Here is a 24,075-nt window from a genome sequence, read left to right as displayed (position 1 = left end):
CCACGGCCCGTGAGGACATGGTTTATGCCGCTGGTTGCCCAACGATTCGGCCAAGACGGCCGCTCTCCCGGTCGGTGATCGCTACCCATGACATCCCTCCATCGCCGTCGATTCCTGCGCCTCGGTGGGGCAGCGACAGCTGTCGCACTCGGCGGTTGCCTCGGCATGACGAACGGCTCTCCCTCGTATGCGGAGTGGCTCCCGGCGCCGGACGGCGGCGTCAACGTCGCCTATCTGGATTTCAGCATCGCGAGTGAGACGGCGGGCGGCGACGAACTGCTGCCCCTGATTCTCCCGGCAGACACGGCTGGAGGCGCCGATCGCGTCTTGACCGACGTCTCGGGCTTCGATAGCGTCGATGATCCGTTGCTCTCTTGGCCACTCGCCGTGGGCGGGCGGCTGGTCGCCGGGGCTGCCCTGGCGATTGCCGTGTCCGGATTCGGGCCTCTCATCGACCCCGAACAGCCAGATCGCGGGATCGGTGAGCTGTTCATGGCGGGCAACGTCGCGATCGGATTGGGCGAGTTCGATCGCTCCGAGGCCGCGGAGACGCTTCGCTCCGGGTCTGCTGGCCCGGTCGGTGACGTCCCGTTCGAGGAAACGGGGTCTATCGGCTCGTTCACGCTGTATGCACCCCCTGGTGAGGAATTGGACGGTGTGACGGCGATCAACGACACCGCTGTCGTCGTCGCAGACACCCGCGAGGAGATCCGCCGTGTCGTCGAGACCGCGAACGGCGATCGTGCAAGCGCGATCGAGCACTCCGAGACTCTGACGTGGCTCCTGGAGACGGCCGGGACCGGCCACGTCGCTGGCGGGTGGCTCGGCCCGGTCGATCTCGACGACGCGTATTTCGGCGAGCCGGCCGACCGTCCCGTGACTGACCTCATCCGCCCGACGGACGATGTACTCGCCTCGGTGACGTTCGAACCCGACACCGGCCACATTCGGGCCGATTTCGCCGTCCAGCGCTCTCTCGACGACGAGGTGGCCAGCCAGTTCGACGCACGGTTTGGCTCCGCAAGCGAAACCCACTCCGTGTCGATCGACGGCGATCGGGTGACTGCCAGTGGGACCTACAGTGAGGGCGTCCTCGATTTCGAAGTCATCCAGCCAGATCGAACGACGACCGCGACCCCGGACACGAGCGCCCCTGTCGATCCGCCCGAGGCAGTCGCGACAGCCGTTCCGGACGAGGCCTTCGCGTTCACCTACGAGGCCGACCAAGAGCGCGTTCGGGTCGGTATCACCAAGCCCCTCGACGTCGACGAGGTGGCCTTCGAGGCGGTCGAATCGGGCTATGAAGCCTCGACGACGACTCCGCGGGCGGACATGTACCTGTATCTCTACGTCGATCCAGACGGCGACACCGTCGTCGTGACCGCTACCGTCGACGGCACGTCGGGCGTCGTGGCCCGCCGAGCGGTTCCGTGAGTCCCTGGACAGCCACGCGCTCTCCCGGGCGTCCCGACGGGCGCGTCGAGGTGGGACCCCCTCACCCAGTCGTATCGATCAGGACCGCACGACGATCGTCTTGCCGACGCGATCACCGAGACGCTTGTCCGTCTCCGAGACCGCGATCGTGACGATCCCGACCAGATACAAGAATGGCAACCAGTCGATAAGCCGGAGCACGTTCCGGGCGAGCGAGCCACGCAACGACGGTAACGACCCGTCCGGTCGCGTGACGCTGATGGCGACGAGATACTTCCCGAGCGTCTTGCCCCACCGCCACTCCAAGAGCGTGTGATACAGGATCGAGAGCCCAAGCCAGAGGGCAGTGCCTCCCAGCGCCGGACCGCCTTCGAGGTGGGTTTCGATCCCTTCGCTCGTGGTCTGTAGCTCCCCGGTCAGGAGGCCGACCGCCGAAACAGCACCCATGAACAGCGCGATCCAGACGATCGAGTCGATCGCCATCGCGACGCCACGGATACCGACGCCACACCGTCGTTCGGGACGCTTGGTCATCGTTACTCAGGTGTAGACGGTCTCTCCGTATAGTTCGGATTCGCGTGTTTCTACCGGTGAAACGCCTGCCGATGTGTTATTGTGCTCGGACCATACTGACCGCTATGGCATCGACTGACCGATCAGCACGCACTGGCCCCGAACCGACGCCCGCCTTCGACCGACCGCTCGACTGGGCGATCGGTGCCGTCCTGGGCGTCTTTGGCCTTCTGGTTGCCCTCGGCGGGGCGGCCCTCCGGGCGGCGATCGAGCGCCCGGATATCGCGACACTCCTCCGAGACAGCGAGTTTCGCTCCGACGTCCTCACCGAGGCCGAGGCGATCGATACCCTGGTTGCACTCGGTGAGTGGGGTGGGCTCGGCCTCGTCGTTGCTGGCGTCTCGATTGCCCTCCTCGGGATCGCCGTCGTCGTGGCCCACGGGCGTGCCCGACGCGACGGCCGGCCGACGCCCCGGTGGATCCTCGGTGTGGTCGGTGCGATCGTCAACACCGTGCTCAGCTTCGTCCCGCTCTCGCCGATCCTCGGCGGCGCGGCCGCGAGTTACCTCTCGACCGATCGCGACAGTGGTGTTGCGACCGGTATCTTCGCCGGCCTCTTTACGATCGTCCCGGCGCTTCTCGTGGTCGTGTTCGTCGGCGTCGGACTGTTTACCGGACTTCCGGGGCCGAGTGCGGCGGCTGCCGTTGCAGTGGTGGTGGTCGCTGGCCTGTTTGGGATCGCTTACGTCGTCGGGCTGAGTGCACTCGGTGGCTACATCGGCCGCCGGAGCAACGCCTGAGGGGCAATCGGCCACGGTGTATGGTAGCCAGCTTTCCCGGCCCGTCGAGGGTGGGGACTGCCATTTTGGTCGTCTGTCATCGCCGCCAGGCGTACCCTTAACAGGCCGCCAGACGGTGACTCAATACGATGGATACTGGGTTCGCGCACGCACCGATCGGGATTCTCGAAGTACGCCCGGACGGAGTCGTTCGTGACGGCAACGACGCCGCCGAGACGCTTCTCTCTGTGGACATGGGCACTGTCGCCGGCGAGTCGATCGCGACTGTCTTCCCGGACTCCGTCGAGGGCCGCGTCCCGCAGGCCTTCGAGACCCCGGACGGGGAACTGTCCGTCGAAGAATACTACCCGGAGCTGGACCGATGGCTCGCAGTCGATATCGTCCCGGCAGAGGAGGCCGTCTACGTTTATCTTCGAGACGAGACCGACAACCGACGTCGCGAGCAGCAACGAGACGCCCTCCAGTCGGACCTCCATCGGCTGACGATCGGTACCGAACTCATCGCGGACGTCCTCGGTGACCTCGTGGCGGCCTCGACGCGGGAGGACATCGCCGAGACCATCTGTACCCAGTTGGGCGGAACCGACATCTACGAATTTGCCTGGGTTGGTGAGCGCGCTGTCGGGGCCGAGACGATCGTGTTGCAGGCCGCCGCCGGGACGACCGGGCGCACGCTCGATCGGATTGAGGCGGCCCTCGACGACGACGCGGACCTGCCCGAATTGCGCGCGATCGAACGGGGTGAACCGACGGTCGTCGCGTCGCTTGGCGAAGACGAGTCCGTGCCCGAGCCGATCCGTCGGGCGGCCTTTGCCGACGGGCTTGGGTCGTTGCTCGCCGTCCCGCTCACCTACGGGTCGAGTGTCTACGGCGTCGTCGGCGTCTACGCGACCGAACGTGACGCCTTCACGGCCCGCGAGCGTGAGACCTTCGGGACCGTCGGGGAGATGGCCGGCTTTGCTATCAACGCGACCCGCAACCGATCGTTGCTCGCGGCCGATCGGGTCGTCGAACTCACGCTCAGACTGTCCGATCCCGCAACCCCGTTCGTCGCTGCGACCGCCGATACCGACGCCCGGATCGACGTCACGGGCGTCATCCAGCAGGGCGAACAACTCCTCTGTTATGTCGACGCTGCGACCGCTTGCCGGTCGGTCGAGGCGATGGCGACGACGCTCTCGGCCCACGAGGCCGTGACCGAGACGCGGGTCGTCGCCGAACACGACGGCGGCGGTTCGATCGAATTGATACAGCGCATCGAGACGCCACTGGGCCAACTCGTCAGTCAGGGCGGGACGGTCCAATCGGCCACGTTCGGCGCTGCCGACGATCGCATCGTCGTCGAACTCCCCCCGGACGAAGACGTTCGCCGGATCGCCGACGCGATCACGCGCCGCTACGACGCTGCGGTACTCGCAAAGCGCGAGCGCCGACGGGACGAACAGACGACGGGGGCGGTCCGAGACACCGTGACTGCCCGATTGACCGATCGCCAGGCCGAGGCCCTTCGGACTGCGTTCTTCGCGGATTACTTCGAGTCTCCACGAGGGAGTACCGCCGAAGATGTCGCGACAGCCCTGGGGATCACCGGCCCGACGCTGCTTCACCATCTCCGGGCTGGACAGCGGAAACTTCTGGCAGCGGTGTTCGACGCAACCGACGAACAGACCGATTCGGGACGATCGAACGGCGACCGTTGATGTGTCTCTGCTCGTTTGCTCTCTTTGGACCCAGCGGACAGTGCCGATCAGGCGTGTTCTTCGAACGGCTGGACGACGACGAAGCCACCGGCGTCCGTGAATTCCATCTGGAAGCGTTCACCCGATTCCTGGCCGATCATGTCCGAGAGATTGGTGTTGACTTCGACCGCCGGCGTGGTTGCGCTCCAGGCGACTGTCGCCCCCGGGTCCGTCGTGACGGGTGGGTCCAGTACGACCGGCTCGCCGTGGGTCGTCAGCGCGACGTGGCCGGGACCTTCGAGGGTAACGTTGGTGAACCCGCCGGCAAACGAGCCTGCGAGGCTGTCCATCGTGGTGATCTCGTAGGACAGTCCCGACTCGAAGGCGAGTACGTCCTCGCCGTTGATCGTGATCGACTCGCTGTCGTCCAGTGTGAGGATCTGAACTTTCTTCTCACGATCGGCGAGCATGAGCGTCCCGGTACCCTCGACGCGCATGATCGGTGTCCCCTCGCCGGTGGCGGCTTCCTTCAGAAAGCCAGTGATGCCGCCTTCAGGGGTTGCCTGGCCCGTAAACGCGAGGTCTCCCGTGTAGGCGACCATCGAACCGGCTTTGGCCAGTACCGACCCGTCGACGGCGACGTCGAGTGTGTATGTGTTTTCGAGGCTGAACGTCTCGGCGGCGTCTGTTGGCGCGTGTTGCGCGGTGAAATCTTCTACGTTCATGGGTTTCGGGAGTCGTGCAACTTTCCTCCGGGTTCCCATCGAAGGGATACGGCCATGAACGGTAGCACAGGGTTTCTGTCTGCGAAATCCGTTCGACCTGTCGCTCACGGGCGTTCGAGACCGGCAATCTCGAAGCGAGCGCCGCCGGTCGCGGCGTCGGTGACGGCGATCGACCACCCGTGGAGGTCGACGATGCGGCTGACGATCGACAGCCCCAACCCGGTCCCGTGGTCGTCGGTACTGAACCCGGGATCGAAGACGCGTTGGCGTCGCTCCGGTGGGATGCCCCGGCCGTCGTCGGTGACGTAGAATCCCGCCGCGTCGGCGAGTGGGCCGACCGTTACCGTCACGTCTGTCCCCCCGTGCTCGACCGAATTTCTGAAGAGATTTTCGAAGAGCCGCCGGAGGCGATCGGCGTCGGCGACGATCGTCGGCAACGACCTGTCGAGGACGACTGTCGCGTCGTCGGTCTCGACGGTTTCCCACGCTGCGTTCGCGGCGGCGGCGAGCTCGACTCGATCGTCGGGCTGGACGACTGCGGTGCCCCTGGCCAGCGTCAGTACGTCTTCGACGATCCGTTCCATCCGCTCGTGGGCCGTCGCGACGTGTTCGAAGTGTTCGGTCTCGCCGGTTTCCCGGGCTGCGTGCAAGCGGGCTTTCGCGACGTCGAGGGGGTTGCGGAGGTCGTGACTGATCGCGCTGGCCACGTGGTCGAGCCCAATTTCGCCGGCCTCCTGGGCCGCCGTCGGGAGGGGTGTAAAGAGGAGGACGCCGCCGTCTGCCTCTGCGGTCACGACGCGAAGGAGAAACCGGTCACGCGAGGGTGTTCCCGAGGTGGATGGCTGTGTTTCAGTTTCGACGACGAGCCGATCGTCGGTCCTCCCGATGGCACCCGGATCGGCTTGGCCCTGTACGATCGAGACGTCACCCGTCTCGAACAGCGCTCGTACCGGTTCGCCCGCCGATACGGGTCCGAATGTATGCTCGAAGGCGTCGTTCACCGATTCGACGACTGGGGTGCCATCGGCATCGGCGTACTGACAGAGCGGATCGGGCCACTGCTCGGCGGCGAACGGTCCCGTCGTCTGTGTCTCGGTCATCACTCGTGTGTCCCTGTCTGTGACTTCTGTGGTGTGCCGATCGGGCACAGTCGTGCGGCTCTCATCTTTCGGGAGCGATGATCGTCGTTCGCCCCGTCCGGCTAAAGTCCTGAAGGCTAGGCATATAGACAGCACCGGCCTGGCCCGGTCCAGTTCCCGACTCAGTGTGCCTAGCCAGCGAATTCAGGCGGCCGTCGGATGTGTCTCCCCCTATGACCGGACGACACTCACGCGGCCGTAGCGGGGCTGGAGCAGCGACCGACGCGCCCGGCCACCAGCACTGCGAGCAATCTTCCCCGGACAGCGCCTCGAGTGGGGCGCTTCTCTCGTTGCTCGGGGATACCTACGCCCGCCAGATTCTGGCGTTGCTCGTCGAACAGCCACGGACGGGCCAGGAACTCGGCGCGGCCACGGAGATGTCCCGACCGACGATCTATCGACGGCTCGAACGATTGGTCGAACACGGCCTCGTCCGGACGGAGATGCAGTTCGATCCGGATGGCCACCACCGGAAGCAATTTCACGCTACCGTCGACGGCTTCGAGTTCTCGCTCGGCGAGGACGGGATCGACTCTCAGGCTCGGCGTCCGGATGCCGACCTCCCCGACGACCATCAGTGAACGCGAGGGCGTTGGCGGCCGCCACCCACGGGCTGGACGAGCACGCCTTTCTCGTTTAGAAACAGCGCACCCATTCGTAAGGTCGCCGTCGCCGTCCCTCGATACATGCCGACCAGACGAACGCTCCTCTCACAGGTTGCCGCCATCACGCTCGGCTCCTCACTGCTGGGTGTCGAAGCGACTGCAGCGAGTCCGCCCGCCGAAGACGACACGTCTCCGTCCCCTCGACAGGACGTCACGACTGTCTCTGTTTCGGGCGATCCGACCGTCTTCGGCCACCTCGGCTTCCCGGCGGCGGCCAGTGGGTCCCTCGGAGCGATCGGCCCCTACGCCACAATCCTCTCCTCGAGTGACGTCTCTTGGGTCTCCGGGACCGTCCAGACCCGGGACGGGGCACTCGACGCCGGATCGGGCACGGCTGTGGGTGCGTTCGATCCGAACACGATCGCCACCGACCTTAAGCGCCACACCGCCTTCAGCCGGCTCGACCGGTCGTCTGGATCCACTTCCGGTGTGAGCCCAGACGTGTCCCGTGTCGGTGACTCGTCCGCCCCATCCCAGCCAGACCGTCGGTGCAGCACGACGGACGCGCGCAGTGAGACCCTCGTCCAGAGCGCTCCCGCTTCGGTCGCGCGCATCGCGCCGACCCGGATCGACGTGGCCGTCGACACCAGCCGTCCCGATGTGAGCGCGCGACTTGCGAGGCGGCGACGCCGCTTGGCAACCGCCGACGACTGTGCCTCCCGGACTGTCGACCCTATCTCTGTCCACCAGCGTGACCTGCTCGCCCACGTCGATCTCGGCACCTCGATGCGAGGCCGCCTCCTCGATATCGTCCCCGCCAGTGCCCGGCAACTCAACCGGTTCGTCCGGTCGATTCGGGAAGCGAGCGTCGCGATCGACGCAGGGCCGGAGACGACTGCTCTCCAGTATGGGGCTTTGCTTTCCGAGGGCGACCGGGCCAGCGAGGCATTCCGGGGGCTGCTGGCGGCGCTCTCGGCCGACGAGCGGACACAACTCCTCGACCGTACCGTCACCGCCCGTACCGTCAGTGCCCACGTCTCGATGCCGACAGATGCGGTCTGGAACCGCCACGGCGGCCTTCTCGATGAGTGATTTGCCGTGTTGCACCTCGCTTGTGGCCCGTCCGCAATATCGAACGGCATATCCGCCGGCCGACAGTACACACCCCGCGTATGAGTGAACCCAATTTCGTGCAACTCACGACGCTGTGGTTCGTGATCCTGGTTTTCATCCAGACGAACCCGGGGAATGCCGACGGGGCCCTGATCACCGCAGTCGGCATCCTCGCGATTCTGCTCATGTACTTCCTCCCGGTCCTGATTCTCTCAGCACTTCTCGCGCGGTTCATCGAATCCGAATAGGCTGTCAGCACTCCCTCGTCCCCTTTCGACGGCCCGAGACTGGAGCGATTCGACACAGTTTGCCCCGGTGAGACTGCTGGCGCGTACGTGTGTTGCTCCCCCACGTCGTGTCGGATCCGAGCGTGCTGGCGTCGGCGTCTGTGCGTTCGCCGTCGCTTGGCACGGGGACCGGCTTGGGATGAGGGTCGGGCTCTTTGTCGGCACGATGTCCCATCGTTGCCATCGATCGGAACGCCCTGTGGCTGTTGCTGTGGCTCGCTGGACCGTTCCGCGAAAATATCGGTCGTATCCGCTGTTCAACCAGCCGTCACAGTACTAACTGGATCTGTGTTGTGAGCCATCCGCTTCGACTCGAGAGGAGGGTCGGCCAGAGCGTTCCTCTCTGTCCGACCGGTCACGACGGCCGTCTCACGGGTCCCTCGGCGACTGCACTCCCCCGTTTCCCGGGACTGCCCGATCGCTCGATTCGCCCAGTTGCTCGCGTGCACTCTCGTTGACTGTCCCGGTGACCAGGTAGTCCGCGACGTTGCCGATCAGTACGTTGTTGTCCGCGCGGTAGGCGTTCTCCGGTTGCAGGAAGCTCGTATCGCCCACGATCGCGACGTTCTCGGACACGGCCGCGACCCCGTAGGTAGCGGTTCGCTGTGTCGTCGAGCGTTCGGCGTTCGGTTCGACGACCAGTGCGGGTGTCCTCTCGGCGTGGCCGATCGAGGCCGCGCCACGGAAGACGACCTGCTCGACGCCATCAGTTAGGCCAGATGCGCCCGTCGGCTCGGCGAAGATGCTGAGGTAGTTCTGATCGTTCTCGGCGACGTTGTACAGGTAGCCCGTCTCCTGGTAGATGCCGATGGCAGCACCGATGTCGGTGACGCCGCGTGCCTCGCCGGGGTCGGCCCCGACGAAGACCCGCCCGCCCGCGTCGGCGAAGTCGGTCACCGTCTCCCGGTCTGCCGCCGAGAGCGCGCTCGGGGCAGTCGTGAGGAAGGCGTCGGCGTCTGCCAGTTCGTCGGCGAGCGTCGGCGACTCACCGAACGAGTTGGTGCTCGTCGACCCAGTGTACAACGTCACGTCGTGCCCGTTGTCCACGAGCGTCGACAGCAGCGTCGTGACAGCTCGTTCACGGCCGGCAGCCGAGCCAGTCGTGATCGCTTTCTCTGCTCCCTGGAGTGGGATCCCGTCCAGCACCGACCCGCCACTGCCCTGGGCCGTCCCGACGTGGACGACCACAGTGTTCGTCGCCTCGGTGCTTGCCATCTCGATCGCCCCAGCCTCGCTGGCGCTGTCTGGCTGGACGTTGTCTAGTTGCCACTGACTCGTCTCGAGTCCGGGCTGGTCGGGCGTCTCTTCGGTGAGGACGACCCCACCGACGGTGGCGGTCCCGACGGTCACCACCAACACTGCGAGGAACACCCCGAGTGCGGTCACGTATCGGTTCATTCGGCGTCACCTCCAGTGTCTGAGGCCCGCTCGCCGGCCGGTCGACGCCGCTCGTCGGCTGTGGCGGTCGTGCCGGAATGGGAGACGATCTCGACGTCGTCCTCGACAGCGCGATCGAGGAACTGTGGGGCAACGGCCAAAACGAGCTGTCGGTCGAGTCCATCGTCCGTCCGGACGGTCACGACGGCGTCGCTGTCGGCGTCACCGATCGGCAAGCTACCGAGGAGGCTTCCCTGTTGTTCCATCTCGTGGGTCTCGACCGCGTAGGTATCCAGGCCGGCCCGGTCGGCAACGTCGGCGATCGCGTCGTCGACGAAGCCCAGCTTGTCGGCGAAGCCGTTATCGACGGCCTCTGTACCCAGATAAATCTTCGCTCTGGAAATTTCCGTCCGGTTCAGCTCGATCTCGTCGCCGCGCTGGGTCAACACACTTTCGACGAACAGCTCGGCGAGGACTTCCCGATCCTCTCTGGCCTCGTCGGGGTGGAGGCCACCCTTGTTCGGCCCGGTGTCACCGGCCGACGGCGACAGGGGCTGTGGGGCGGCTCCAGTCACGCCGACGCTCCCGATCGCCTGGGCCGACGGGGCGACGTAGATCTCGTCGGCCGGGACCATCGAGAGATACGCGCCCGAGGCCCCAAGCGTATCGACCGTTGCGATCACGGGCATCCGCTCGCTCGTCCGCTCGACTGCCGCGTAGATCCGTTCGCTCTGGCCCGGGAGCCCACCCCCGCTCTCGACGTCGAGGACGACTCCCTTGATCGAATCGTTGTGCCGGGCGTCCCGGAGCTGTGCCTCGACGAACTGGGCCGTGGGCTCGTCGATCGTCCCGGAGAGTTCGACGACGGCCACGGTTCCATCCGGCCCGGTCACTGCACTGTACACCTGTGGTGTGAGTATCACACCGGCTCCGATCGCGAGGATCGCGACCAGAACGAGTCGGTTTCGTCTCGAACTGTCTGGACCAACGACCATACAGCCCCGATTCTACCGGGACAGCAAAGGTGGGCACGCGCTGTTTCTAACTCTGAGACACTGACTCGTACTTTAGGTGTCTCTCAGGCGTCGGTTGGGCTATGCGTTCGACCGCAACACGCATCGCCGGTGTTGTACTGCTCGTGATCGCCTTCGTCGCCGCGCTCAAACTCCGTCGCGGCCCCGATAGATCAGCGTGAGCCCGACCGCGGTCGCTGGCCAGTCCGCGTCGGTTCCTTGTCCTCACCCATTCTGCCGCTGGTCGCGATCGCGTTTTTCACCCGCAGTCGATCGATTCGCCGACAGCGCGGGCTGTCTCCACTGAGATATCGCCAAAGACACTGTACCGATACCCGCCACAGGACCACCGGAGCGACGTCCCACTATCGAAGGTCTGTCTGATGGCCTGCTGGCCGTTGATCTCGAGGCGCTCGCCCTCTGTGAGCGTCTCGATGTCTCCTCTCGGGTCTGCCTTCGTCACTCGGAGCGTCGCCGTCTCGTTTGTGTACTGGAGTGACGTCCTGACGGTCCCGTTGTCGTTGAACCGCCGTCCGGAATCGAACGCCAGGGAGTCGGGCACCGACGGCTCCGGAATCGTCATCTCGCTGGCCGCGGCTAGATCGGCTCTGGAATCGAACGACTGGCTGGTGACGGTCCGTTCGACGATCGTCGCGTTCGCGGGCGGTTCGAACGTGAACGTCCCGGCCGGGATTTCGGGGTTGAACGTGACGTTTCGGAGGGTCGTCGTCACGGTCTGTGGCCCGTTCTCGCCCGAAATCGTCGCCTGCCACTGGATCGGATGGTACCACTCTTGGTCGAGCCACATCGTCATGTTGCTCGCCTGTGTGTCCCCGCCCGGTACGATTTCTACCACGAACGTCTCCCGACCGTCGACGGCCTCCGTCCCCGCGTAGCTCAGCGAGGCGTCTGTGAACTGTTCGAGCACTCCCGCGTACGGTTGGCCGCTGCTACCAGTAGACGGGAGAATAAGCGGATTCAACACGCCGTCCGCGTTGGCGTCGTCGCCGTTCGCGCTCAACCGCCCGAACATCGACTGCAGCACTTTCGCATATTCGGTGGTATTGCGCCCGCCGCTGTCTGCACCGTGATGGGTCAGACGAACGGTATTCGCTGCCCGATCGTATCGCCAGGTCACCGACTCGTTTGCCACGACCAGCGTTTCGGACCCGCTTGCTTGGGTCCTCGCCCGTCGCCGCTCCGTTCCGAACTCGAACACTGTTCGGTGTTTGGATATCGCTGTGCCGTCGAGCGAGGATACGATCGTCGCTTCGACTGTATCGAGTTCATCGACAGTCTGTTCGACCGCTTCCTCCGTCGGTAAGGTTGTCTGTTGGCTCCCCAGTGAGACACAGCCGGCAAGCAATCCGCTCACTGCAAGCGTCACTACCAGGAGCAGATACATGCGAGAGATGGAGGGCGTGTGCATATCTGGCTCCTTCTGGATCGATCCAGTTCAATTGTGTGGCTCCTGGCGAGGGTTTCCAGGCCGGTGGCCTCGGTGTCCGGGGCCAGACGGGCCGTTTCGGTCCGGAAGCTGAATCGCCATGGCTTTGTCCCGCCTGCCAAACATCGAGGTATGACTGCAGTCCTCTGTGACATGGACGGCGTGATCGTCAGCTCCGAGGCCCACTGGAAGCGCCACGAGAGCCAAGACATCTATCCCGAAGTCGTGCCCGAGGAGGATGTCCCGCCCGAGGAGACGACGGGGATGTACTATCGGGAGATCTACGACTACCTCGACGATAATTACGGCGCGGCCATCTCCCGCGAGCAATTCCTCGAACTGTTCGAGGCTGCCGGCCGGCAGATCTACGGTGAGGAAGCCGAGATCGTCGCGGGCGTCCCCGAACTCCTTCGGGACGTTCGCGCGGAGGGGGACAGTGTCTCGCTGGTGACCTCCTCGCCCCACCACTGGATCGACGTCGTCTTGGACCGCTTCGGGCTGGAAGATGACTTCGACGCGATCGTCAGTGCGGCCGATGTCGAGGCAGGCAAGCCCGCCCCCGACGTCTATCAGCGGGCCGCCCGGCTGGCCGGCGAGGATCCGAGTGACTGTATCGCGATCGAGGACTCGACGAACGGGGCGTCGGCGGCGAAGGCCGCCGGTGCGTTCACGATCGGATTTACCGGTGTCCACGACGGCATCGACCGCTCGATCCCGGATGTCGTCGCCGAAGACGTCGACGAACTGCGCGAGCTGCTGCTCGAACGGGTCTAATCCTGTTTTCCCCGGCGCGTCACTGCTGGCACGTCGTGAGCGGCAATTGCCTCATCGGCTTGCGTTGGCCGGGAAGAGCCACCTAGCGAGGCCGTTGCTGCCGGGACGGTCGCCCACTGACGTGTCTCGTCGCCGAGCGATGGCTCTGCCTGCAACGCCTCGCCAGCGACGATAGCTACCCGACTCCTACGAGAAGATCTGGTAGAGCAAGAGTACCGACAGCAGCCCAATGACTGTCGTCTCGAAGGTCACCAAACTGAGTCCGTGGCCTGCGTACAACCCCACGAACAAGACTAGTCCGATGACGTCCCGTGGCGGCACTCCGTCCCCCTCGGAACGTGCTGTCTCTGCCTCCATGGTGTGTCTCGGAGCTATGACATACGACTATCAAAAAGCCCGCTGTTTGGGATGACGGCGACAAACCACGCCTCTTGGTACCGATAGCAGGGCTCTTCGAGCGGTGACGATATCACACGACGGCGACCGATCTGGTCGCCACCACGGGCTGGAGGGGCAACTCCGGGAACGTCACTTCGATCGCGAACTCCAACTCCTCGGCGTCGCCACCGAAGACACCCACCGGAAGCGTCTCTTCGCCGAGGTAGCTGTCGGTACTCGACATCTCGACATCGTTGACGGTGACGCGGACGCCGGCCCGTGTGCCGCCGGCACTGTTGTGGACGGTCACTTCACACATCTCGTTGTCGCCGTGGGCGATCGTCTCGGGGAACTCGCCCCACTCGACGTCGATGGCCGGCAACTCGGCCGCGCTATCGCGAACGCGTTCTGCCACCCCTTCGCTCAGGCCCGCATCGACGAGTCCGTCGACGCCCGCGTCGATCAGGTCGCCTGGCGTCGCAAAGCCCTCGGCGGCGAGTTTGCTCGCGCGTCCCGAGCCGACGCCGTCGACGGCCGTCAGTCCGACAGCGCTGGCGCTGATCCCGTGCTCGACGCGGGCCTCGACTCGACGGGCGAGATTGGCTCCACGTGACCCGTCGAATTCGTCGAGAAAGGCCTGCAGGGCCGCAAGCAAGCGCATCGCGTTCTGGCGGATGACCCAGGCGTCACTCTGCAGTTCCGCGGGCGTCGTCCCGCGCATGCTCGCCTCCAGGATCGCCAGGACCTTCCGCTGGCCGGCATCGAGATCCACGTCGAGGATGGTGGCAGGCTCGTTGGCCTCACCCAGGACCGCACGGACGGCATCGCGTTCGTCCGTCCGAGCGTTGACGCTGTCGAACTCGCCGGCCCCAGCGACCGCCGTCAGCACGTCTCGCTCGGTGAGGTCCACGTCGCTGGCCGCCTCGGCCAGATCGGCGAAGTGCCGGGCGGTATCCAGCCGGAGGTAGAACCGGGAGGCGAGCCGACCCAGCGGTGTCGCCGAGACACGGAGGTCCTCGTCCATCTCGACGAACCCGCGATCGACCAGCCCGCGGAGGGCACTGGAGGCTTGCTCCCGGAGCGATCCGGCCGCCTCGTAGCGGTCCGGGGCGGCCTGTGCCCGGACGTAGTAGAAGGTGGTCTCAAGCCAGTCCAGGACGTCATCCAGATCCCGCAACGTCCCCATCGCAATCTCGGCGTTGAGGTGGGCATCCAGGCTCTCGGCCAGCCGGGACTCGATCTCTTTGCCGTCACGGAGCAAGCGCCGGTACTTGTCGGCGTCACTCCGATCGGCGATGACCCACGCATAGCCCTGGTCGTCGTAGCCTGGCCGGCCCGCCCGCCCCAGCATCTGGAGAACGTCCAGCGGACTCATGTCCACCTCCCCTTCCAGGGGATCGTGGAGTTTTGTATCCCGAATGACGACACAGCGGGCGGGGAGATTGACACCCCAGGCGAGCGTCGAGGTCGAAAAGAGGATCGCCAGTTTCCCCTCCCGGAACCAGGCCTCGACGCGGTTCTTGTCTTCCCGGGAGAGGCCGGCATGGTGGAAGCCGACCCCGTCCAGCACCGACTGCCGCAGCGTGTTGTTGTTCAAATCCGACGCCTCGTTGTGGAAGTCGTAATCGCCGCGAGCGCCGACGGGAATGTCTCGCTCGGCGAGTTCGTCACGGGTCTTCTTTGCGGCCTGGACGGTGTCCTGGCGGGAGGAGACGAACACGAGCGCCTGGCCGTCCTCCCGCAGATGGGGTTCAGCCAGATCCAGTGCTCGATACAGTCGGCGGTACTTATCGGCGAAGGCGTTCTCGCCGTGGCTGTAGGTCTTGACGTCGGCGTTGAGCGGGACGGGACGGTACTTCTCGCCGAAGGCGAAGGTGGCATCGGGCGGGGCATCGAGCCACTCGGCGACGTCTTCGATGTTGGTCATCGTCGCCGAGAGGGCGACGATCCGGGGGTCACAGAGCCGTCGGAGCCGCGAAATGGTGACTTCGAGGACGCTCCCGCGCCGATCGGCGTCAAGCAAATGCACTTCGTCGATGACCACACAGTCGACGTCGGTGACGAACCCGTACCGGCGAGAGTCGTGCTTGCGGGTCGCCGAGTCGGCCTTCTCGGGGGTCATGACGAGTACGTCGGCCCGCTCGGCCCGGCGGGAGTTCAGATCGCGCTCGCCCGTGACGACGTAGACGGAATAGCCCAGCTCCTCGAAGCGCTCCCACTCGCTCTCTTTCTCGTTGGTGAGCGCTCTGAGAGGGGCCAAAAAGAGGGCCGTCCCGCCCCGATCGAGGACCTTCGAGATGGCGACCTCGGCGACGGCGGTCTTGCCGCTTGCGGTCGGTGCGCTGACGACGACGTTCTCTTCGGTCTCCAGTAAGGCCGGCAGCGTCTCGGCCTGCATTGGGTTGAAGCGCTCGAAGGGAAACGCCGGCGCGAACTCGGGCAGGACATCGGCGACGGGTATCTCGCTGGTCTCGACTGGCTCTGCCACGCGTACATCAACGACAGGGCTGGGGCGGCCATAGGCGTTTCTGTCGCGGGCGGCGAACTATTTTCACTTCGCCGTCACAACGTCTGATTTGAGCATGTACGACGAGATCCTCCTCCCGGTCGACGACACTACCGGCCCGGCGGAAGTGCTGCATCACGCCGGCGAAATGGCCCACTATCTCGACAGCGAGATCCGACTGTTACATGTCGCCGATACCGAACAACACAGCGTCACCCTCACCGAGGAAGGTGTCGTCGACGGCCTCGTCCGGCAGGGTGAACAGATCGTCGCCGACGCGGGCGAGACGCTGGAGACGCTGAACGTCGCGTATTCGACCGACGTCGTCCAGGGGAGTCCGGCCGAGACGATCGTCGCGTACGCCGCCGAATACGACTACGACCTGATCGTGATGCCGACCCACGCTCGCCAGGGACTCGCCCGGTACCTGCTTGGCAGCGTCACTGAGAAAGTGGTCCGACTCTCGGACGTGCCCGTCCTCACGGCTCGAATGCAGGAAGACGACGAATTCACGGTCCCCTACGAGGACATTTTGCTTCCGACCGACGGCAGTGCGGGCGCCAGACAGGCCGCCAACCATGGCATCGCCCTCGCGGCGACCGAGGATGCGACCGTCCATGCGCTCTCGGTGGTCGAGACGGCCGCACTCGGGCCGGACGTCCGTTCAGACGTGACAATGGGTACGTTCGACCAGGGCGCACGCGAGGCAGTCGACGAGATCGCCGGCATGGCCGACGAGCAGGGCGTCGACGTAGCGACCCACGTCCAGAATGGTTCGGCCGACGAGGAAATCCTGGCGGCGATCGAGGCCCAGGACTGTGATGCCGTCGTGATGGGGACGACCGGCCGTCGGGGCGTCGACCGGATCTTGCTGGGTAGCGTCGCCGAGAAAACAGTCCGCACGGCACCAGTACCAGTCGTGACCGTCCGGCACGCAGACCAGGGTGACGACGGGCAGTAGTCGACCGCGGGATGGCAGCCGACGCGTTCAAGACCGCGGCCGGCCAGGTGCGGACAATGGCAAACTCGAATGCGAAAGGTGACCGCCGCGAGCGCGAACTCGTCAACGAACTCGACGAGGCGGGCTTTGCGGTGATGCGAGCGCCCGCCAGTGGGTCGGCCACCGAACGGGAGCTGCCCGACGTACTCGCCGGTGACGGGGAGGACTTCTACGCCATCGAGGCCAAATCCAGTGCTGGCGACCCCATCTATCTCGACGGCGAGGAGGTCGAAAATCTCGTCTACTTCGCGCAGAACTTCGGCGCGAAACCACGCATCGGTGTCCGTTTCGACCGCGAAGACTGGTATTTCTTCCACCCGGCCGATCTCTACACCACCGACGCCGGAAGCTATCGGGTCAAAAAGGAGACCGCACTCGCGGATGGGACCGACTTCACAGAGCTGACCGGCGAGAGCGAACGGACGAACCTGACGGAATTCGACGGCGACGAGGCCTGACCGCTCTCCCGAGGACGATTCAGTACCTCTCGTCGATATCGCCACTCATTGCTAGTTCGCTCGTCGTCGTGTGAGCGTTGGTCTCGGACGGTCCCGCTCCGGTGACGAGCTCCTCGCGAGCGTGGGAACGCGCGTCCTCGGCGACGACGGTATCTGTCCAGCTGGCACTGTCGACGCCGTACTGGCCCGCACGGCGTGTGCGATCGGCCATCAGTTCGAGCATGGCCCGTGCCGCGTGGTCGTCCAGCGGCCGCAGGTCAACTGCGAGTGGAACGCGTGTGGCTCCCGTGGGTGGTGGCTATCGGTCATCTACGGTCGGACACGGCTCGTTTCTGGTATACGTCCACACGAAACGAGGGGGTCCAGGGGCCGTCATCGTACGGCGAGCGGTGGCTGTCAACAGTGCTTCGAAGCGCTTTTCGGGCGTCCCGCGGAACGCTCAGCACAGAATGGACCGAAAAACGCAATTACAGATCGGAGTCTCTATCGGCGTCGTGTTGGCGTTCATCGGTGTGCTGGCGGTCCTGAGTACGTCCCTCTCGACGAACGCTGGGATGACCGAAAACGGTGGGTACGCGTTGGTCGCCGCACTGCTCGGGTTCGTCTTCGTCCTTTCGGGCGCTGGCTTGTGGATTTCCAGCCGCTTCGACGATAGCGACGCGAACTAACTCCGTCAAACCGTTCTGTCGGTGGCCGATCACTCGTCGCTATCGTGGCTCGCGGGTCACTTCGCTGCTCGCTCGCTTATTCCGAAGCCGCCTCGTTCCTTCGACTCACTCGGCGGCCTCGCGCTCTCGCCAATCGACCACTTCATCTTCGTCGGTATCCTCTAACTTGGCCTCGTAGTAGGACAGCGGATGGGAGATCTCCTCACAGAGATCGTCCATGTTCACGCAGTCACCGTAAGACTGCATGGTCGCACAGGCGGGCGGGGAGTATTCGGTCGGTGACGTTTCGCCCCGGATGTGGTCGGTCTGATAGCGCGTCATCTCCTCGCCGAAGCCAGGATTCATCTCGTAGAGGTCGACGATATCGTCGGTCGTCATTCCGATCGAAGTCAGAAACGAGGTGATCGCGAACCGCGAGTGATGGGCGAGGTGTTCGCCCTTTTGTATCTGATCGAGCAAGGCGGTCATACAGGGGGAAACAGTTCGGGCACGACGGTATCGATCTCCCGGGTCAAATCGAGTTCGTCGAGTCGCTCGCTGATGGTCTCGACGTCCTCGGTGAGCCCCTCGGCGATCGGCTCGGGGACGTTCAGGGGCAACCCCTCTAGTACTCGTTCTTCGACGGCCGCCCGAAGCAATTCGAGCAATTCCTCGCGGTCGATCGGCACCCGACCGTCGGCAAGCGACCGGTTGACGAGCCGCCAGTCGTCGCTGTACTCCCCGGCCGCCAGTTCCAGGTAGGTCCCGACGGCCACCGAAAACCGATCGGCATCGTCCAGACCGGTGGTCCCGACCGGCTCGACAGCCCCGCGCAGATCGAACTCGGCAAGCAACGTTCCGAGGGTTAGCTGCTGTCCGTCCGTCGAACGGAACGACGTTGCCGTCAAGTCCTCCTGAAAGCGCTCGTGGGCTGTTGCGGCCTCGGCACGGGCATACCGGTGGGTCAGGGCCGGCTGGTCGACCAGCGAGACGAGGACTCGGGCCACCGGATAGGAGAGCAGTTCCACGCGGGGTCGGCGATGGGTCTGACCGACTGTCCCCTCGAACAGCCCCGAGAGGATTCGCTCGCGACCGCGATCGACGGCCGGTCCGCCTTCGCGGGCAACAGTCACGAGATCGACGTCGGCCGCTTCGACGGCCTCCCTGGCCGAGCCCAGAAACGGATACCGCGCGTGGCGTGGCTCCATCGACGGCAGGGTTGCCACTGCGGGCGAATAAACCCTCGGGAGCGCTCCCGACGACGCGATCGGTCGAACCGGCGAGGAGAGGGGGCCTCAGTCGTCGTATTTCGACTCGATCTCCCGGATTACCTGCGACTCCTCGCCGCCGTCGCTGATCGCACGAGCGTACCGCTGGTAGTCCTCGCGGCTCACCTCGACGGTTCTGGTCTTCCCCTGGCGAGTGACGCGCAGGCGAACCGTCCCGTGGGGGTTGTTCCGGACGTGCGCGCCGGCCATCGCCGCAAAGACGAACCACAGCGCCAAACAGCCCCCGAGAAAGTAGACGACGGCCGTCGGGAACGCCAGACTCTGTGGGCTTGCCGTCCAGCGACTGGGATAGGCGTAGGCAAACAATGCGACGCCGCCCACGGCGATGGCTGCCCCGACGACGACCCCGATGCGCTGGCGACGCGAGGTCGGCAGGACGGCGACGACACCCAGGAATGCAGCGGGCACGCCCAGGCCGGCGACGATCCCGGCGACGCGATAGGTTTCCATTTCACCGAGACCGAACACGGCCGAAAGCGGTGTCGTTACGAGCCCGATCGCAGCCACGATCGCGATTGCCCCGGCAGCGAAGACGGCAATCCCCGCCCAGACCTGTCTGGGGTCGCGGTCGCCCCACCGGGAATCGCCGTAGGCGTCGCCGAGACTCGGCATACGCGGGTGTTCGGGCTTCGCACACAAAACGATGCGTCAGACGCGCGTCCGACGCCTGGGGACCAATCCACGGGTCGTGTGAGCGCGGGCCGGCCGAGCGGTCCTGTCGAACGGACAGACCGCCACTCGATCAGTCGCTCTGGACGCGTGGGGCGAGCATGTACGTGACCGACCCCTGTCCCTCGGCGATGTCGAAGTGCATCTTGACGGGGAATTCCTCGCCAAGTTCCATGCGCACCTCGGCGTCGCTCGGGATCGCCTTGTTCATGTCCTTCAGATAGTCCAACGAGAACAGCGATCGGGCCGGGCCGGCGGTGAGATCGATCAGCTCCTCGCGACCGAGTTCGAAGTGGACGTCGTCGGTGTCGCCCTCCGCGTCGACGTAGAACATGTCTTCGGCCTCGTCGACCCCCAGGGCGATGTGATCTGATACCATATCAGATGCCTTGACGGCCCGGTTGACGTCCCGGCCTTCGAGGACGATATCGGCAGACAGATCCAGATCGGGGAGATCGGGTTCCTGGCGGATCGAGTCGGGGTCGATCAGCGCCAGGGTGTACTCCAATCCGTCGATGGCGATTTCGAGTTTGCGGGTCTCCTCGTCGAGTTCGAGGTGCACCAATTGGCCTGCCTCGGCCATCCCGGCGATGTCTTCGAGTCGCGAGAGGTTCACGCCGATGACGCCGCCGTCGGTCTCGTAGGACTCGAAGGCTGCCGCCGACAGCGAGAGATCGACCATCCCTACGTTGGCCGGGTCGACGGCCCTGATTTCTAGCCCATCTTCCTCCAGCCGGAGCTTGCATTCCTCGACCAGCACGCTGACCGAATCCAGCGCCGTCCGCAACGTATCCGCGCTCACGATGGCGTTGAACATCTTGAAATCGAATACGATCGCATCATTTAAAAAGACTTCATGTTCCGGCGGCGAACGGCGGTGGTTTCGCTGTCGTTTCCAGTCCCCTGAGCGTCTCCCGGAATCCCGTCGTCCTGGGAGGCTGGGCCTGCTTCGTGGCCACCAGCATCTATCCGACGTGTATTTCCCCCTCGGTGGCGTCTAGCCGTCTATGAACGCGCATTCGCCAGCGACCGACGGCGACCTCACGGTGAGAAATCCATGAGCGGCAAAGACGAGTATTACAACCGCGCCAAACAAGAGGGCTATCGCGCCCGCTCGGCCTACAAACTCCAGCAACTCGACGAGACCGCCGATTTGCTCGGTGAGGACCGTACGGTCGTCGACCTCGGGGCTGCGCCCGGCGGCTGGCTGCAGGTGGCTGCCGAACGCGTCGGGGAAGGCGGCCGCGTCGTCGGCGTCGACCGCCAGCGTATCGATTCACTCGAGGAGCCTGCGGCCCTCGTCGAGACGATTCGTGGCGATATCACCGACGAGGCGACCATCGAGGCGATCACCGATTCGGTCGGGGAAGCCAACCTCGTCCTCTCGGACATGGCGCCGAACGTCACCGGCGAGTACGACCTCGACCACGCCCGGTCGGTACACTTGGCCCGACAGGCCCTGGAGGTGGGCCTCGAACTCCTCGCTGCCGGCGGTGATCTCGCGGTGAAGGTCTTCGACGGCCGCGATCTTGACGACCTGAAAGCCGACATCGAGGCGGAGTTCGAGTACGTCCGTGAGGTGCGCCCGGACGCCTCGCGTGATTCCTCCTCGGAACTCTACCTGGTCGGCAAGAGTCGCTTGACGGCACCCGTCAGGGAGGGCGACACGGTCGAAGTCGAGATCGTCGACGAAGGTGAGGAGGGAGACGGTATCGCCAAGGTCGAGGACTTCACGCTGTTCGTCTCGGGGGCCAGGGAGGGCGAGACGGTGACGGTCCGGGTCGACGACGTGAAACCGCGCTACGCGTTCGCACAGCCAGTAGAGTAAGCGGGTGTCAGGCGATCACTCGCCTGGGAACGTATCGACCGATTAGTCTCCGACTGCGGGCGACGGCGAGCGGCCGCGACGCCGGACGAACCCGACGACGGCGTAGACGAATGGCGTGTCGAACAGTGCGACGCCGAGTTTGATCAGGTACTGGCCGACGATCAATCCCAGGGCGTCGCCAAGGGGCATCCCTTGAAAGACGATGAACGCGACGGTGATGAAGATCACCGTGTCGATCGCCTGGCTAGTCAGCGTCGAGCCGAGGTTGCGCACCCACAACAGGCGGCCATCCGTGCGGTCGCGAAGCCAATGGAAGGTGACGACATCCAGATTTTGGCTGACGAGATAGGCGAGCATACTCCCGACCACGATACCCGTACTGGAGCCCAGCACGTCCGAAAACGCCGACTGGCCGACCGGCGAGTTCGCGAAGATGGGTGCTTCGATGGCCAGCCAGACCAGCCCAAGCAGGACGAAGTTCATCGCGAAGGCGACGTTGACCAGCCGCGTCGCGTCTTCTCGGCCGTACAGCTCGGCGTAACAATCGGAAGCAAAGAACGTCACTGCGTAGGCGAAGGCTGCGGCGGGAACGAGTATCATCGACTCGACGAAGGGCAACGAGACCGGCAATTCGATCCCGATGACTTTGCTCGCGGTGACCTGGGAGGTCACTAACGCGGTGACGAACACCGCAATCAGGCCGAGTTGTGGCAGCGGGATCGAGACACTCTCCTGGTTAGTGTTCATCCTCTGCCCTCCCGTGTCGCTGGTCGATTTCGTCTAAGAGATCCAGCGTCTTCCGGACCGACGCCCGGATCGCCTCGCTACGGTTGACGAACTTTCCGTCTTCGCCGACGTGATCGTCGAGGTCGGTGAGTAACTCCGCGGGCACCTCGACGCTTATCTTGGGCATATTCAGCGATTCGTTCGGGAATACTTGAGCATCGCGATCCGCAGCGGCCGGTGCTTTCACTCGCGTTACGTTTTTCTCACCCGAAAGCTGTGCCAAGATAGCCGCCTTCCTGCGTGGTCTGAGACCAGCGAGGCACAGACCGAGACATCCCCGAGTCGCCTGTCCCATCGTGATCCCTTTCGGGCAGTCCCGTCGGCTCTGCCCTGACCGTGCGATTGATAGTGGGCACGGCAGTAGCCACCGACGACACACTCGGGGTGATCAAATGGTCGAGACGCTACTGGTCGTCGGTGTTCTGATCGCGTGTTTCGTCGCGTACAACGTCGGCGGTGCCACGACGGGGCCGGCCTTCGGGCCGGCCGTGGGTGCAGGCGCGATCGGGAAGGTCGCTGCGGCGGGGCTCATGTCGGTGTTTTTCTTCCTGGGGGCGTTCACGATCGGCCGCCGCGTCGTCGACACTTTGGGCCGGGACCTCTTGACCGATCCCGGTGTCTTCTCGCTGCCGGTCAGCATCGTCGTCCTGTTTTTCATCGGCGGAGCGCTCTTGCTCGGCAACGTCTCAGGCGTTCCCGCTTCGACGTCGATGACGGCTGTCGGGGCGATCGCCGGCCTCGGCATCGCGACCGGGAACCTCGATTGGGGAGTCGTCGGCGGCATCGTCTCCTGGTGGCTGGCCTCGCCGATCCTCGGGTTCTGGGTTTCGGCGGTGATCGGCCGGTACTTCTACCCCCGACTCCGACGGTTGATCGCGATCGACCAGTCGGCTGGCCCGCTCGTGGTACTCGACCGGGAGGGGTTCGTCCCGCGTCCCGTCCCCGGACCGGAGACGAGCCGTCGGGAGTTGATCGGAACGGTCGTCCTGGTCGCGATCGGCTGTCTGATGGCCTTCAGTTCCGGGACGAGTAACATCGCCAACGCCATCGCGCCGCTCGTGGGCTCGGGCGAATTGGATATGAACGTCGCTATCGTCGTCGGGTCGGTCGCCGTCGCTGTCGGGACCTTTACTATTGCCCGCCGGACGATGGAGACACTCGGCAACGACATCACGGACCTGCCACTGACCGCGGCGATCGTCGTCGCAATCGTGGCATCCTCGATCGTCATCGGGCTGTCGGCGGCCACGATTCCCGCGAGTTTCGTCGTGATCGCCACGACCTGCATCGTCGGTCTGGGATGGGGGCGTGCAACCCGCGCCGTTGCCTTCGAGGAGGCGGTTACTGGTCAGGAGTCGCCCCGAATGTCGGTCGGTGCCCTGGCGGCAGACGACGACGAGGCGACCGTCGGCGACCCGGATATCGAGGCCCCCGAGCAACCGGAACCGGAACCGATCGAAGCGGGTGAACCCGAGAGGATCCCGAACGCGGCTGACCTCTTCGATCCCGCCACGACCGGTCGCGTCCTCTTCATGCAGAACGTGGTGCCGGTGCTCGCCACGGTCGCCTCTGCGGTCACCTTCGAGATCGCGTTTGCGCTGTGACCGA

25 protein-coding genes and 1 pseudogene are annotated in these 24,075 nt (G+C 64.9%); 12 read left to right on the top strand and 14 right to left on the bottom strand.

Features of this window, described 5'->3' with window-relative positions:
• The first annotated feature begins 87 nt into the window (after positions 1–87).
• Positions 88–1,434: a hypothetical protein gene (locus Hrd1104_RS10960; protein ID WP_154552797.1), complete on the top strand. Its 1,347-nt coding sequence runs from the start codon at positions 88–90 to the stop codon at positions 1,432–1,434.
• A 78-nt stretch (positions 1,435–1,512) separates the two neighbouring features.
• Here Hrd1104_RS10960 and Hrd1104_RS10955 read toward each other — a convergent pair whose 3' ends face one another.
• Complete coding sequence (locus Hrd1104_RS10955) at positions 1,513–1,968, bottom strand: RDD family protein (RefSeq protein ID WP_154552796.1); 456 nt, start codon at positions 1,966–1,968, stop codon at positions 1,513–1,515.
• A gap of 104 nt (positions 1,969–2,072) precedes the next feature.
• On the opposite strand from Hrd1104_RS10955, the gene Hrd1104_RS10950 reads away from it, so the two are divergent.
• Entirely contained in the window at positions 2,073–2,747 is a 675-nt protein-coding gene (locus tag Hrd1104_RS10950) for a DUF5518 domain-containing protein (protein WP_154552795.1), read from the top strand.
• A gap of 128 nt (positions 2,748–2,875) precedes the next feature.
• Positions 2,876–4,447 carry a bacterio-opsin activator domain-containing protein gene (locus Hrd1104_RS10945; protein WP_154552794.1) on the top strand — a complete coding sequence of 524 codons (1,572 nt, stop codon included), beginning with the start codon at positions 2,876–2,878 and terminating at the stop codon, positions 4,445–4,447.
• Positions 4,448–4,494: 47 nt separating this feature from the next.
• Here the strand turns inward: Hrd1104_RS10945 and Hrd1104_RS10940 are convergent, their stop codons facing one another.
• Together Hrd1104_RS10940 and Hrd1104_RS10935 are read right to left on the bottom strand one after the other, a co-directional pair.
• Positions 4,495–5,151 (bottom strand): AIM24 family protein, encoded by a 657-nt coding sequence (locus Hrd1104_RS10940; protein ID WP_154552793.1) that lies wholly within the window; start codon positions 5,149–5,151, stop codon positions 4,495–4,497.
• Between the two features lie 104 nt (positions 5,152–5,255).
• Positions 5,256–6,251: a HAMP domain-containing sensor histidine kinase gene (locus tag Hrd1104_RS10935; RefSeq protein ID WP_154552792.1), complete on the bottom strand. Its 996-nt coding sequence runs from the start codon at positions 6,249–6,251 to the stop codon at positions 5,256–5,258.
• Between the two features lie 212 nt (positions 6,252–6,463).
• On the opposite strand from Hrd1104_RS10935, the gene Hrd1104_RS10930 reads away from it, so the two are divergent.
• The 3 genes from Hrd1104_RS10930 to Hrd1104_RS10920 all read left to right on the top strand — a co-directional run bounded on the left by Hrd1104_RS10930 (position 6,464) and on the right by Hrd1104_RS10920 (position 8,256).
• Positions 6,464–6,871 (top strand): winged helix-turn-helix domain-containing protein, encoded by a 408-nt coding sequence (locus Hrd1104_RS10930; protein WP_154552791.1) that lies wholly within the window; start codon positions 6,464–6,466, stop codon positions 6,869–6,871.
• A gap of 105 nt (positions 6,872–6,976) precedes the next feature.
• The gene (locus Hrd1104_RS10925; RefSeq protein WP_154552790.1) at positions 6,977–7,987 is read left to right on the top strand and encodes a hypothetical protein; all 1,011 of its coding nucleotides are present in this window, start codon (positions 6,977–6,979) and stop codon (positions 7,985–7,987) included.
• A gap of 80 nt (positions 7,988–8,067) precedes the next feature.
• Positions 8,068–8,256: a hypothetical protein gene (locus Hrd1104_RS10920; RefSeq protein WP_154552789.1), complete on the top strand. Its 189-nt coding sequence runs from the start codon at positions 8,068–8,070 to the stop codon at positions 8,254–8,256.
• A 408-nt stretch (positions 8,257–8,664) separates the two neighbouring features.
• Here the strand turns inward: Hrd1104_RS10920 and Hrd1104_RS10915 are convergent, their stop codons facing one another.
• From Hrd1104_RS10915 to Hrd1104_RS10905, 3 genes are all read right to left on the bottom strand, one after another.
• Complete coding sequence (locus Hrd1104_RS10915) at positions 8,665–9,693, bottom strand: hypothetical protein (protein WP_154552788.1); 1,029 nt, start codon at positions 9,691–9,693, stop codon at positions 8,665–8,667.
• Positions 9,690–10,667: a S49 family peptidase gene (locus Hrd1104_RS10910; RefSeq protein WP_154552787.1), complete on the bottom strand. Its 978-nt coding sequence runs from the start codon at positions 10,665–10,667 to the stop codon at positions 9,690–9,692. The genes Hrd1104_RS10915 and Hrd1104_RS10910 overlap by 4 nt, the downstream gene beginning before the upstream one ends.
• A gap of 277 nt (positions 10,668–10,944) precedes the next feature.
• Entirely contained in the window at positions 10,945–12,090 is a 1,146-nt protein-coding gene (locus Hrd1104_RS10905; protein WP_195837581.1) for an outer membrane lipoprotein-sorting protein, read from the bottom strand.
• Between the two features lie 174 nt (positions 12,091–12,264).
• Between Hrd1104_RS10905 and Hrd1104_RS10900 the strand changes: the two genes are divergently transcribed.
• Positions 12,265–12,906, top strand: a complete 642-nt coding sequence (locus tag Hrd1104_RS10900) for an HAD family phosphatase (RefSeq protein WP_154552785.1) — start codon at positions 12,265–12,267, stop codon at positions 12,904–12,906.
• 186 nt (positions 12,907–13,092) lie between these two features.
• On the opposite strand, the gene Hrd1104_RS10895 is transcribed toward Hrd1104_RS10900, so the two are convergent.
• Positions 13,093–13,263, bottom strand: a complete 171-nt coding sequence (locus Hrd1104_RS10895; protein WP_154552784.1) for a hypothetical protein — start codon at positions 13,261–13,263, stop codon at positions 13,093–13,095.
• 112 nt (positions 13,264–13,375) lie between these two features.
• Complete coding sequence (locus Hrd1104_RS10890; protein WP_154553243.1) at positions 13,376–15,745, bottom strand: DEAD/DEAH box helicase; 2,370 nt, start codon at positions 15,743–15,745, stop codon at positions 13,376–13,378.
• 121 nt (positions 15,746–15,866) lie between these two features.
• On the opposite strand from Hrd1104_RS10890, the gene Hrd1104_RS10885 reads away from it, so the two are divergent.
• Together Hrd1104_RS10885 and hjc are read left to right on the top strand one after the other, a co-directional pair.
• Entirely contained in the window at positions 15,867–16,751 is an 885-nt protein-coding gene (locus Hrd1104_RS10885; RefSeq protein WP_154552783.1) for a universal stress protein, read from the top strand.
• Positions 16,752–16,807: 56 nt separating this feature from the next.
• Positions 16,808–17,248 (top strand): Holliday junction resolvase Hjc, encoded by a 441-nt coding sequence (hjc, locus tag Hrd1104_RS10880; RefSeq protein WP_199268314.1) that lies wholly within the window; start codon positions 16,808–16,810, stop codon positions 17,246–17,248.
• A 19-nt stretch (positions 17,249–17,267) separates the two neighbouring features.
• Here hjc and Hrd1104_RS10875 read toward each other — a convergent pair whose 3' ends face one another.
• Positions 17,268–17,459: a hypothetical protein gene (locus Hrd1104_RS10875; RefSeq protein ID WP_154552782.1), complete on the bottom strand. Its 192-nt coding sequence runs from the start codon at positions 17,457–17,459 to the stop codon at positions 17,268–17,270.
• A gap of 238 nt (positions 17,460–17,697) precedes the next feature.
• On the opposite strand from Hrd1104_RS10875, the gene Hrd1104_RS10870 reads away from it, so the two are divergent.
• A complete protein-coding gene (locus Hrd1104_RS10870; protein WP_154552781.1) occupies positions 17,698–17,916 on the top strand; it encodes a hypothetical protein in 219 nt (72 codons plus the stop codon).
• A gap of 105 nt (positions 17,917–18,021) precedes the next feature.
• Here Hrd1104_RS10870 and priL read toward each other — a convergent pair.
• From priL to Hrd1104_RS10855, 3 genes and pseudogenes are all read right to left on the bottom strand, one after another.
• Positions 18,022–19,103, bottom strand: a pseudogene (gene priL, locus Hrd1104_RS10865) (DNA primase regulatory subunit PriL).
• Between the two features lie 87 nt (positions 19,104–19,190).
• A complete protein-coding gene (locus Hrd1104_RS10860) occupies positions 19,191–19,796 on the bottom strand; it encodes a hypothetical protein (RefSeq protein WP_154552780.1) in 606 nt (201 codons plus the stop codon).
• A gap of 130 nt (positions 19,797–19,926) precedes the next feature.
• Positions 19,927–20,670, bottom strand: coding sequence for a DNA polymerase sliding clamp (locus Hrd1104_RS10855; protein WP_154552779.1), 744 nt, complete (start codon positions 20,668–20,670; stop codon positions 19,927–19,929).
• A gap of 240 nt (positions 20,671–20,910) precedes the next feature.
• On the opposite strand from Hrd1104_RS10855, the gene Hrd1104_RS10850 reads away from it, so the two are divergent.
• The gene (locus Hrd1104_RS10850) at positions 20,911–21,681 is read left to right on the top strand and encodes a 23S rRNA (uridine(2552)-2'-O)-methyltransferase (protein ID WP_154552778.1); all 771 of its coding nucleotides are present in this window, start codon (positions 20,911–20,913) and stop codon (positions 21,679–21,681) included.
• A 42-nt stretch (positions 21,682–21,723) separates the two neighbouring features.
• Here Hrd1104_RS10850 and Hrd1104_RS10845 read toward each other — a convergent pair whose 3' ends face one another.
• Together Hrd1104_RS10845 and Hrd1104_RS10840 are read right to left on the bottom strand one after the other, a co-directional pair.
• Positions 21,724–22,428, bottom strand: a complete 705-nt coding sequence (locus Hrd1104_RS10845) for a queuosine precursor transporter (protein ID WP_154552777.1) — start codon at positions 22,426–22,428, stop codon at positions 21,724–21,726.
• The gene (locus Hrd1104_RS10840) at positions 22,418–22,594 is read right to left on the bottom strand and encodes a ribbon-helix-helix domain-containing protein (protein ID WP_154552776.1); all 177 of its coding nucleotides are present in this window, start codon (positions 22,592–22,594) and stop codon (positions 22,418–22,420) included. Before Hrd1104_RS10840 ends, Hrd1104_RS10845 begins: the two co-directional genes overlap by 11 nt.
• A 265-nt stretch (positions 22,595–22,859) precedes the next feature.
• On the opposite strand from Hrd1104_RS10840, the gene Hrd1104_RS10835 reads away from it, so the two are divergent.
• The gene (locus Hrd1104_RS10835; protein WP_154552775.1) at positions 22,860–24,071 is read left to right on the top strand and encodes an inorganic phosphate transporter; all 1,212 of its coding nucleotides are present in this window, start codon (positions 22,860–22,862) and stop codon (positions 24,069–24,071) included.
• The last annotated feature ends 4 nt before the right edge of the window (positions 24,072–24,075 follow it).

It is taken from the genome of Halorhabdus sp. CBA1104 (genome assembly GCF_009690625.1).
Taxonomy (GTDB): Archaea; Halobacteriota; Halobacteria; order Halobacteriales; family Haloarculaceae; genus Halorhabdus.
The sequence above is the reverse complement of the archived record's forward strand: the minus strand, read 5'-3'. Positions and strand labels throughout refer to the sequence as shown.